Below are 9,390 nucleotides of genomic sequence, written 5' to 3'. Positions count from 1 at the left end.
ACGGGCCGCCCGGAGGAGATCTCCTCCGGGCGGCCCGCTTCGTGTTCAACGTCCGAACAGGGCGGCCGCTTCACTCCGTCGCCTCGGTGAGGCGGTCGAGCTCCGCCAGGAGCCGCTCCGGAGCCGGGTTGCCCAGGGAGAACAGGCGGTCCCCGATCAGGAAGGCGGGGGTCCCCACCACGGTGTCGGGGACCCGGGCCCGGGGATCGGTCAGATCGACGATCTCCACGGGGTGGGTCGGACGTCGCCGCTCCACGAACGCGGACAACTCCAACGCGCGTACACAGCCCGTACAGCCCGGGGCCACGAACACGCGCAGCGGCGGCATCCTCAGCTCTTTCGGCGGCTGAGCACGAACAGCACCCCGGCCGTCACCAGGCCGTAGATCACGTGCCCCATCAGGCTCATCATCGTCATCTGGTTGATCATGAACAGCGGCATCCCCATCATCATGGGCATCGCCACCAGCGGGCCGAGCACCCACCACAGCACTCCGTAGCCCGCCCCGGCCGCGAGGACCGCGCCGAGGCGGTCGGCCAGGGGTCCGGCCACCAGGCCGAACCCGGCGCCGATCACCGCCGAGATGGCCAGGTGCACCACCATGCCGACCAGGGCGCTGTCGCTGCCCACCATGCCGGCGATCATGGGCAGCATCCCCATCATGGCCATGAGCATTCCGAAGACGATCCCGCCGCCGACACCGGCGACGGCGCCTCGCCACACACGGGTCACCAGTGGGGTGGGGGATTGGGCGATGGTCGACATCTTTACCTCCGTCGGGTCCGGGGCGGGGCCCCGGTGAACGTTGCGCGTCCCACACAACCGACCGCCCCGGCGCCGCGTCTGTGCCCGCGGGCACACAACGCCGAATCCCCGGGAAACCGCGTGCGCCGCCCCAACGTGGGATAACGTCCAACCGAGACGACCGTCCGCACGGCGCGCCCCGCCGAAGGACACGCCCTCTGGCGACGAGGAACCGTGATCCCCATGTCCCCACAGACACCAGCGGCCATGAACCGCGCCCTGAGCATGCTCGGTGGTCGTGAGGACCCCCGCCTGCAGCAGGCCGCCTGGGTCGCCCGCTGTGTGGGTCGTGGCCACGCCACGCCCCTGACCGGGGACGACGTCTCCGCGCTCGCGTCGATCCTGCGCAGGCGCAGCGTGCCCCGCGCCGGACTGGTGTTCGGCGCCAAACCGCACACGGCCGGGGTGTGGATCGTGCGCTCGGGCCACGTCGAACTGACGGCCGGATCCGGGCCGGGCCGGGTCGTGGTGCAGATCCTGCGCCCCGGGGACGTGGACGGCGACATCCAACTCCTGTTGGACATGCCCCTGCCCTACACCGGCCGGGCCCTGGAGGACGCCGAGATCCTGGAACTGGACTCCGAGGAGTTCGAGCGGCTGCTGGCCACGCACCCGGCCGTGGCCCGGCGCTGGCTGTCGAGTGTGGCCGAACGTCTCAACACCAGCCACATGCGCATCCTCGGACTGCTCGGCCGCTCCCTCACCCAGCAGACGGCACAGCTGCTGTTGGACGAGGCCGACGGGGACGTCGTCGAGCTTCCCCAACGCACCCTGGCCGCCATGCTGGGGGTGCGCAGACCGTCGCTGAACAAGGTCCTCAAGGAGTTCGAGAAGGCCGGTCTGATCGGGGTCCGCTACGCGGCGATCGACCTGGTCGACCGTCGTGGGCTGGTACGCCGCGTGCACGGCCGCGCCTGATCCACGGGACCGCGCTGGAGGTGGTCGATGGACGACCATGCCTGGGCCGACTACCCGGCGCGCTTCCAGTGGACCGCCCCTGTCACGACAACGGCGGGTCCTCGGCCCGCGGATGGACCGGGGCGCGTGGTCACTGGCACGGTGGACAGCGCCCGGCCGAACCCTCCCTCTCCCCCTGACCAGGGTGGTGGCCCGTCCGCCCGGTACGGGGCGTGAGAGTACGAGAGTGTCAGACCGCTGACAGCCTCCGACCCGACCCGGGCCCACTGTGATGGGCTGGCTGGTGAACGTTCCGCGCCCCGGTGGGTCCACGCGTGGGGCGGACCGAACACACGGAGGTGTCGTCATGTCGACGATCGCGCACGCGCGCTCGCACGCGCTCACCCACGCTTGGCGGGGCGTCGTCGCCGGGCTCGCCGGAGGTGTGGTCTTCGGCGTGCTCATGGCCATGTCCGGCATGCTCCCGATGGTGGCCATGCTCGTCGGCAGCCAGAGCGCCCTGGTCGGCGCGGTGATCCACCTGGCGATCTCCGCCGCCATCGGTCTGGTGTTCGGGTTGCTGGCCGGTGCCATCGCCGACCGGGTGGGCGTGACCATCGCGGCGGGGCTGGTCTACGGCGCCGCGTGGTGGGTCCTCGGCGCACTGATCCTGATGCCCGCCATGCTCGGCATGCCGCTGTTCCCCATGAACGCGACAGCCATGATGAGCCTCATGGGTCACCTCGCCTACGGCCTGGTCGCGGCTCTGGCGCTGTACGGACTGAGCCGGAGCGAGGCCTGACGGCGTGAGGATCCCGCACATCCACCGCTCCGTCCGTGCCGACCACGAGCGGAGCGGCCGTGACTGATCACTGGTGCCTGTCCGAGACCGCGCTGTTCCAGGATCTGGAACGGGAGCGGATGGAGGAGATCAGCGCCCGCGTCCCTCTGCGTTCGATCTGGCCGGGCCAGACGGTCCGCGTCCCCCACGAGACGTTGGAGGCCCTCTACGTCGTCAAGCGCGGACACGTCCGGCTCTTCCAGGTCCTGGAGGACGGGCGGACCGTCACCACCGCCATCGCCGGGCCCGGGTCCGTGTTCGGGCACATGGCCCTGCTGGGACTGCGCATGGGCGGCACGTGGTGTGAGGCCGTCGCCGAGGGCCAGTTGTGTGTGATGAGCGCCGACGACGTCCGGCGGCTCCTGCTGTGGGATCCGCGGGTGGCCGTACGGCTCATCGAGCAGTTGGGAGCGCGCATCACGGATCTGGAGGAGCGGCTGACCGACACCGTGGGAAAGAATGTCCCCGAACGCACCGCGGCCACGCTGTGCAGGCTCGTCGAGCCGCTCGACCCCGGGCACCGACCCGTCGCGGTGCGCCTGACCCACGAGCAGCTGTCCCGTCTGACCGGCACCACCAGGGAACGCACCACGCGGGCACTGGGAGAGCTGGCGCGACGGCGTCTGGTACGCCCACGCCGGGGAACACTCCTGGTCCTCGACCGGCCAGGGCTGTCGATGTTCGCTGACCGGGGCCGTTCGGGCGTGTGGGCGGTGTGAGGGCCGACGACGTGCACAGCCAGGGTTCCGGCGATGCGGCCTCCCGCCACAGCGAGGGGGAAGTGGTCGTCCTCCCGCAGGAACTCGTAGCTGAACGCGGTCGCACCGCTGCCGGTGAGGGCGGTGATCATGGCGGGGTCGCCTTCGGCGTGGAAGATCGCGCCGATGGCCTGCCCCGAGGCGAGGTTGTCCAGATCGCTGGCTGGGCCCGGTCTGTAGCGCAGGATGAGCGGGGCGGCCCACACCTGCTCGGCCGGGCAGAACTGGACACCGGGCAGGACGGTGTCGTCCTGGTCGATCCCCGCTCCGAGGCCCGGTTCAGCGATCAGGTCGAACCCGGCGTCGGACAGGGTGCGGGCCGGGTGGGGCGTGAGCAGGGTGCGGCGCTCATCGGGACCGGACTCACGGGGGAACCCGATGGTGAGTGGGGGGTGGTGCACGGTGACCTCCAACCGGTAGCGGCGGTGGTCTCAGGGTCACTCGCCGCCGGGCTCCGGGCCAGATCACCGGTTGGCCACGGGCCTGTTCACTCCGTGTCCACGCGAGGTGGACAGGTCATGGACAAGCGGGGTGTTGCGGCAACCGCCTGCGCCCCGGCCGTGTCCGCCGTTACCGTGGCCCCTACCGCCCTTGTGAGGAACCCGCTGTGGACGACGCCCTGTTCGACGTGACCGTCCCCGCCCCCCGAGCCGGTTCGGGTGGTGATGGCCTTGGACGCCCAGTGGTACGAACTGATGTGGACCGGTGAGAAAACCCACGAGTTCCGGCGCCGCTTCCCCACGGGCTCCAGCGAGGTCACCCCGAGCATGCTCTCCGGGTGGGAGCGCAGCCGCCACACCACCAGCCGCCGCTACCGAGCCCTGCTCGCCGGCTACTACGGCCAACCGGTCGAGGAGTTGTTCACCCACCAGGACAACCGTGCGGCCACCGCTCAGGACACGCCCCAGCTCGTCAGCGGCCCCCGCCGCCTGCGGAAGCCATGATGGAGGTCGTTCGTGCGGCCGAGTCCCACCTGGCTGTGACCGGATCCCGGTCCCGGGACGTCGCCTACCTGGAGGTCATCGAGAAGGCGCTCGCCGTCCGGCCAACACTGGTCCACTACCGGCTGCTGTTCGGCCCACCCCGCAACGGTGCTCTGCACGCCACCGACGAACGGGTGCGCATCGACACGATCCCCCTTGCCCAAGGGGTCTACGACCACTCGGTACGCCGACTGACCCGCTGCCGGTAGCACGAGTGGGTGCCCCGTCAAGAGAGCGGGCCACCCATCAGCAGCTCAGTTGTCCTGCGACGCCGCTTCGCGGCGGTGGTAGGCGGCCATCGCCTCCGGGGTGTTCAGCGGGGAGGGAACCCAGGCGGCCTCGACATCGACCTCGCGGTTCTGGATCCGACGTTCCTCCTCGGTGAGGTACTCCCCGGGGATGTCGAACTCCCCGTCGCGGGCGCCCAGGACGAACGCCTCCCACTCGGCGGGGGTGAAGAACAGCGTGCCCTTCTCCGGGCTCTTGCCGTCACGGACCGCGCGGAAGCCGTCGTCGAACTCGGCGACTTCCACGATCGCCTCGGAGCCGGGGTTGGACAGCGAGGAGCGCATCCACACCGCGTGAGTGGTGTCGTGCCACTTCTCGTTGCCCATCGCCTCGGGCGGGAGCCCCGTACCCGTTTTGGTCTGCTTACTCGTTCCGGTTCCTTCGGGGGAACCCCCGGGATCCGCTCCAGGTGTGCTCCAGATCCACGCCGAGATCCTGGAAGTGAAGCGACTTCCAAAGCTGCGTAGTGCTTTTGACCTGGTCTTACAGGAGTTGGCCAGTCTCGTCGAACACCACAACCCGGGGCATGCTAAAAATCCGGTCATGTCGTGGTCGAGTGGGGGATGCCGCTCGGTTTCGGCGCCCAGGACCCGTACGGTGTCGGAAGGATCGCAGGGCCGCTCGCGCGGGTCACCGAACGGAGGGGGAATGTCGGACACACTCGCCCAGAGGATGGGGGTGCGTCCCGGGGACCGGCTGCTCGTCCTCAACGCGCCCGAACGCTACCTGCGCCTCCTGGAGCCACCGCAGGACATCCACATCGACCTGGGTCTCATCGAGGGCGCCGACTACGACGACATCCACCTGTTCGCCCTGGACCGGGGCACGGTCACCCGCGAGGCACCCACGGCCATGGACGCGGCCGGTCCCCGCACTCGGCTGTGGATGTGCTTCCCCCAACGCGGCGGCACCATCATCACCGACCTGACCGCCGACCAGGGATGGGCCGTGCTCCGCGAGGCCGGATGGCGCAGCACCGCCCAGGTCCCCATCGACTCGGACTGGGCGGCGCTGCGCTTCGAACGATGACTCAGGACTCCCTGACCTCCACCGAACCGCTGCCCGTGTTGACCTCGATGCGAGCCCCGGCGTCAGAGGAGGTGTCCACACCGATGTCACGCCCTCCCGTCCCCGACTCCCCGGTCACCGCGTAGGAGCCCTCAGGGACCCGCAACCGGACCGAACCGCTGGTGGAGTCCACCGACAGCAGCTCGAAGGGGACGTCCGTGCTCACCTCGACGCCGCCCGAGGTCGTCGACACCTCAGCCGACGTGAAGCCTCCGCCCACGACGACGGCCCCGCTGGTGGCCTCAGCCTCCACCACCCGAGCGGTGAACCCCGACACGTCCACGGCGCCGGAGACCGACTCCACGTCCAGTGACTCCCCCGACCCGGAGGCCGCGATTCCGCCCGAGACGGTCTCGACCGCGACCGAGCCCTCCACACCGGACAGCTCCACACCGCCGGCGGTCGAGGAGACCGACACGTCACCGACGTTGTCGCTCACCATCACCGCACCGCTGGTGCTCGACAGGTCCAGCGCACCGTTGACGTTGTCCACCCGGATCCGGCCGCTGGTGGTCTCCACGTCCACCAACGTCCCCTCGGGCACCGCGATCTCGTAGTTGACCTCGCACATGCCGAGGAACGGCACGCCCTCGCACTCGGCGTTCAGGGACAGCTCCTCCCCGCCGCCCGCGTCGATCTCCTCGTGGGGGGCCTTGAGCGGACCGCCTCGCAGGCTGCGGTCCACGGTCACCTCGTTCCCGTCAGTGCCGACGAGGACCACCTCGCCGTCGGTCTCGTTGTCGACCTCCAGGGAGGCCACGCCCGGGAACGAGTCTCTCCGGCTGTCCCGGTCCACGGCCACGTTGCCCAGGACCGAGACCACGGTGACGCCGATCAGCACCACCACGAGCACGGCGCCCAACAGCATCCACGGTCCCGCGCGGAACCCGCCCGGCTCCTTGCTCGACGAGGCGTACAGACCCCGTGCCTTGAATGTCACGTCGTTTCCCTCCCGGAAGGCCCACGCCTTCCTCCGTGTCGTCGGATCAGGTCTGTTCGCCGCCACGCAGGTACCGCAGGACCGCCTGGACCCTGCGGTGGTCGTGGTCGTCCTGGCCCAGGTCGAGCTTGGTGAAGATCGAGCGGATGTGCTTTTCGACCGCGCGCTCGGTCACGGTCAACCGTGCCGCGATCCCCGCGTTGTTGAGTCCCTCCGCCATCACCTCCAGCACCTCGGCCTCCCGAGGGGTGAGCCGCTCCAGGGCGCTGTCACGACGACGGCTGAGCAGCTGGGAGACCACCTCCGGGTCGATGGCCGCTCCCCCCTCCGCCACCCGGCGCAGGACGGTGAGGAACTCCTCGATGTCGGCCACCCGATCCTTGAGCAGGTAGCCGACCCTGGTGGAGCCGCCGCCCAGAAGGTCGGCCGCGTACCGGCTGACCACGTGTTGCGACAGCAGCAGCACCGCCACCCCCGGGTGCTCCCGGCGGATGCGTATCCCGGCCTGGATACCCTCCTCCGAGTAGGTCGGCGGCATACGGATGTCCACCAGGCACAGGTCGACGTCGGGGTGGGCCGCCACCGACGCCAGCAGGGCCTCGGCGTCCCCCACCTGGTCGACCACCTCCACACCCGCGTCCTCCAGAAGCCGGGCCATACCGCTGCGCAGCAGCACCGAGTCCTCGGCGATGATGACCCGCGGGCCCGCCTGGGACCCGCCCGTACTCGACGTGCCGTGCACGTTCACGCCTCCCATGGGATGTCTGCGGTCAGGGTGGTTCCCCCACCGGCCGGACTGTGGACGGTCAGTGTTCCGTCGACGGCGTCCACACGGTCCCACAGCCCGTACAGACCGCTTCCGCCCTCGGGATCGGCGCCGCCGGAGCCGTCGTCGGCCACGGTGACCCGCAGCAGGAAACCGCCCCGTGCGGCCAGGGCGGCCACCCGCCGGGCGCGCACGGCGACCCGCTCCGCCGAGGCGTGTTTGGCCACGTTGGTCAGCGCCTCGCACACCACGTAGTAGGCGACCCCCTCGGCCCGCTGGGAGGGGCGCTCCTCGAGCTCCACGTCGACCTCCACCGGGACCGGTGACCGTCCCGCGGCCACCGGCAGGGCGGAAGGCAGACCGTGGTCGGTGAGCACGCGGGGGTGCAGGCCCCGGGCCACCTGACGCAGCTCCTCCATGACCTCCTTGGACTCCCGCTGGGCCTCGGTGATGAGTTCCAGGGCGCGGTCGGGGTCGCGCGCCAGCTGGGTGCGGGTCCGGGTCAGGGTCATGGAGAGCGCGAGCAACCGCTGCTGGGCTCCGTCGTGCAGGTCCCGCTCGATCCGCCGCCGCTCCGCCTCGGCGGCGTCGACCATGCGCAGGCGGCTGTCCTGGACGTGCATCAGCCGACGGATGACCCGGACCTCGGGAGCGTCCAGGTGCAGGGCCCGGTGCAGCATGACCTCCGTGGCCACCAGGTACGGTGCCAGGCTCAGCCCGGCCAGGGCCGCGAGAGGCCCGGCCACGACCAGGCCCAACAGACCGGCCACCTCCCCCGGCGAACCCAGGACCAGCGCGTACATCACGCCCAGGAGCGCGCCCGCCGCCCCGGCTCCGCCACCCACCACCAAGGCCACCACGAGCGCTCCCGACAACAGGGCGTGCACACCGGCGACGACGCTGCGCCCCACCCGGGTCCAGGCCTCGCGGCCGAACAGGAACCCCACCACCCGCCTGGGGACGCCGTTGGAGGGCAGGGGATCGGGTGGTTGACTCTCCACGATCCCGAACACCGCCCCTAAGCGGCCGTGCTGCACCCGGCACGCCAGCCTGGCCAGTGGGGACGCCGTGACCGCCAGCAGGACGGCGAGGGGCGCCCACGGGAAGACGGGGACGGGGCCGACCGACGGCGGGTTGGGCAGCCAGGGCAGGATGAGGGTGAGACCGATCCAGGTGGCCGACAGCACGAGCACCAGCCCCGGCAGCAGGTAGAGCGGGGCCAGTGTGAAAGACGTCATCAGGTGCAGCACCGCGACCATCCGCACCCGCCAGGTCCTCCCGTAGGCTTCGGCGGCATGGGACAGGTTCGCCAACGCGGACACCAGGGACTCGCTCTGGCCGTCCGTGGCGGTGGTGGGGATGTCGGGGCCGGTCACAGAACAAACGTAGTGATCACGGCCCTCCTACGACGAGGCCGTCAGCACGTGGAGTCACGGTAGTGACAGCACCACCGGGAAGGGGAGGCGCGTCCGGTATGGCTCACGTTTGGGTAAGGCCGGTCTTGGCCGAGGTGGGACGGATCAACATGCTGTTCCGGCTGGAGCGGGAGGCGCCGGGTCCACGGTGGCGTGCGCTGGACGGGTCGGGTGCCTCCGAACGCGTGATCGCCGCGGAGGTGGACCGGGTGCGTGCCCAGCTCGCCGCGATGTCGGGCCAGGGGCCCGAGGACGTGGAGTGGCGGGTGGCGGCGTCGATCCTCCACCAGGGGCTGGCCACGCGGCTGCTCTCCCCCGTGTTGGCCGCCGGACTGTGCCACGGTGTCCTGCTGGACGCGGCACGATTCCACCACGATCCCGAGCGTGAGGGCCCGGTGGTGCTGCGCACGGACCAGGAGTACGCCGAGACCGCTCCCGTCGGGGAACTGGCCGACTGGGTCGAGGAGACCGTCGTCGCGGGGGTGATGGGCCGCATCGCCCACGTCCTGCCCAAGGTCGGCAGGGTCGCGCCCGGACTGTTGCGCGGCAACACCGCGGCGGCCCTGGCCGGTTCGGTCCGGGCGCTGGGGGCCGACCGCCCCAGTGTGCGCCCGGCGGCGGAGGAACTGG

Annotated in this window: 13 protein-coding genes and 1 pseudogene; 7 read left to right on the top strand and 7 right to left on the bottom strand. The window is 70.8% G+C overall.

All coding sequences use genetic code 11. From position 1 onward, the window contains the following. Nucleotides 1–70: 70 nt before the first annotated feature. Complete coding sequence (locus D471_RS0126725) at nucleotides 71–328, bottom strand: hypothetical protein (protein ID WP_017601454.1); 258 nt, start codon at nucleotides 326–328, stop codon at nucleotides 71–73. A 2-nt stretch (nucleotides 329–330) separates the two neighbouring features. Continuing rightward, nucleotides 331–765 (bottom strand): hypothetical protein, encoded by a 435-nt coding sequence (locus D471_RS0126720; protein ID WP_017601453.1) that lies wholly within the window; start codon nucleotides 763–765, stop codon nucleotides 331–333. Nucleotides 766–987: 222 nt separating this feature from the next. Between D471_RS0126720 and D471_RS0126715 the strand changes: the two genes are divergently transcribed. The 3 genes from D471_RS0126715 (at nucleotide 988) to D471_RS0126705 (ending at nucleotide 3,261) form a co-directional block, all read left to right on the top strand. Further along, a complete protein-coding gene (locus D471_RS0126715) occupies nucleotides 988–1,722 on the top strand; it encodes a Crp/Fnr family transcriptional regulator (RefSeq protein WP_026128106.1) in 735 nt (244 codons plus the stop codon). Nucleotides 1,723–2,068: 346 nt separating this feature from the next. Next, a complete protein-coding gene (locus D471_RS0126710) occupies nucleotides 2,069–2,503 on the top strand; it encodes a hypothetical protein (RefSeq protein ID WP_017601451.1) in 435 nt (144 codons plus the stop codon). Between the two features lie 59 nt (nucleotides 2,504–2,562). Beyond that, nucleotides 2,563–3,261: a Crp/Fnr family transcriptional regulator gene (locus D471_RS0126705; protein ID WP_017601450.1), complete on the top strand. Its 699-nt coding sequence runs from the start codon at nucleotides 2,563–2,565 to the stop codon at nucleotides 3,259–3,261. An 80-nt stretch (nucleotides 3,262–3,341) separates the two neighbouring features. Here the strand turns inward: D471_RS0126705 and D471_RS42685 are convergent. Further along, nucleotides 3,342–3,701: pseudogene (locus D471_RS42685) on the bottom strand (hypothetical protein); the annotation flags it as partial. Nucleotides 3,702–3,971: 270 nt separating this feature from the next. Here D471_RS42685 and D471_RS42110 point away from each other — a divergent pair. Both D471_RS42110 and D471_RS42105 read left to right on the top strand, forming a co-directional pair. After that, nucleotides 3,972–4,244, top strand: a complete 273-nt coding sequence (locus D471_RS42110) for a hypothetical protein (protein ID WP_193789793.1) — start codon at nucleotides 3,972–3,974, stop codon at nucleotides 4,242–4,244. Further along, entirely contained in the window at nucleotides 4,241–4,492 is a 252-nt protein-coding gene (locus D471_RS42105) for a hypothetical protein (protein WP_193789792.1), read from the top strand. Before D471_RS42110 ends, D471_RS42105 begins: the two co-directional genes overlap by 4 nt. 45 nt (nucleotides 4,493–4,537) lie before the next feature. Here the strand turns inward: D471_RS42105 and D471_RS36400 are convergent, their stop codons facing one another. Next, nucleotides 4,538–4,897 carry a DUF397 domain-containing protein gene (locus D471_RS36400; protein ID WP_017601446.1) on the bottom strand — a complete coding sequence of 120 codons (360 nt, stop codon included), beginning with the start codon at nucleotides 4,895–4,897 and terminating at the stop codon, nucleotides 4,538–4,540. Nucleotides 4,898–5,219: 322 nt separating this feature from the next. Between D471_RS36400 and D471_RS0126680 the strand changes: the two genes are divergently transcribed. After that, complete coding sequence (locus D471_RS0126680) at nucleotides 5,220–5,600, top strand: hypothetical protein (protein ID WP_017601445.1); 381 nt, start codon at nucleotides 5,220–5,222, stop codon at nucleotides 5,598–5,600. 1 nt (nucleotide 5,601) lies between these two features. On the opposite strand, the gene D471_RS0126675 is transcribed toward D471_RS0126680, so the two are convergent. From D471_RS0126675 to D471_RS0126665, 3 genes are read right to left on the bottom strand one after another with little or no spacing between them, the layout of a single operon-like run. Next, nucleotides 5,602–6,579, bottom strand: a complete 978-nt coding sequence (locus tag D471_RS0126675) for a DUF4097 family beta strand repeat-containing protein (protein ID WP_017601444.1) — start codon at nucleotides 6,577–6,579, stop codon at nucleotides 5,602–5,604. 46 nt (nucleotides 6,580–6,625) lie between these two features. Then, on the bottom strand, nucleotides 6,626–7,336 hold the full coding sequence (locus D471_RS0126670; RefSeq protein ID WP_017601443.1) for a response regulator transcription factor: 711 nt from the start codon (nucleotides 7,334–7,336) through the stop codon (nucleotides 6,626–6,628). Beyond that, nucleotides 7,324–8,721: a sensor histidine kinase gene (locus tag D471_RS0126665; protein ID WP_017601442.1), complete on the bottom strand. Its 1,398-nt coding sequence runs from the start codon at nucleotides 8,719–8,721 to the stop codon at nucleotides 7,324–7,326. Before D471_RS0126665 ends, D471_RS0126670 begins: the two co-directional genes overlap by 13 nt. Nucleotides 8,722–8,855: 134 nt before the next feature. On the opposite strand from D471_RS0126665, the gene D471_RS0126660 reads away from it, so the two are divergent. Beyond that, a partial coding sequence (locus tag D471_RS0126660; RefSeq protein WP_241479727.1) for a ferric iron reductase occupies nucleotides 8,856–9,390 on the top strand: 535 nt, incomplete at its 3' end.

Source organism: Nocardiopsis lucentensis DSM 44048 (assembly GCF_000341125.1).
GTDB lineage: Bacteria > Actinomycetota > Actinomycetes > Streptosporangiales > Streptosporangiaceae > Nocardiopsis > Nocardiopsis lucentensis.
The sequence above is the reverse complement of the archived record's forward strand: the minus strand, read 5'-3'. Positions and strand labels throughout refer to the sequence as shown.

Bases quoted from the DNA above. Each gene is read 5' to 3' on its own strand.
- D471_RS0126725 (WP_017601454.1), bottom strand. From the start codon at position 328: ATGCCGCCGCTGCGCGTGTTCGTGGCCCCGGGCTGTACGGGCTGTGTA.
- D471_RS0126720 (WP_017601453.1), bottom strand. From the start codon at position 765: ATGTCGACCATCGCCCAATCCCCCACCCCACTGGTGACCCGTGTGTGG.
- D471_RS0126715 (WP_026128106.1), top strand. From the start codon at position 988: ATGTCCCCACAGACACCAGCGGCCATGAACCGCGCCCTGAGCATGCTC.
- D471_RS0126710 (WP_017601451.1), top strand. From the start codon at position 2,069: ATGTCGACGATCGCGCACGCGCGCTCGCACGCGCTCACCCACGCTTGG.
- D471_RS42105 (WP_193789792.1), top strand. From the start codon at position 4,241: ATGATGGAGGTCGTTCGTGCGGCCGAGTCCCACCTGGCTGTGACCGGA.
- D471_RS36400 (WP_017601446.1), bottom strand. From the start codon at position 4,897: ATGGGCAACGAGAAGTGGCACGACACCACTCACGCGGTGTGGATGCGC.
- D471_RS0126680 (WP_017601445.1), top strand. From the start codon at position 5,220: ATGTCGGACACACTCGCCCAGAGGATGGGGGTGCGTCCCGGGGACCGG.
- D471_RS0126670 (WP_017601443.1), bottom strand. From the start codon at position 7,336: ATGGGAGGCGTGAACGTGCACGGCACGTCGAGTACGGGCGGGTCCCAG.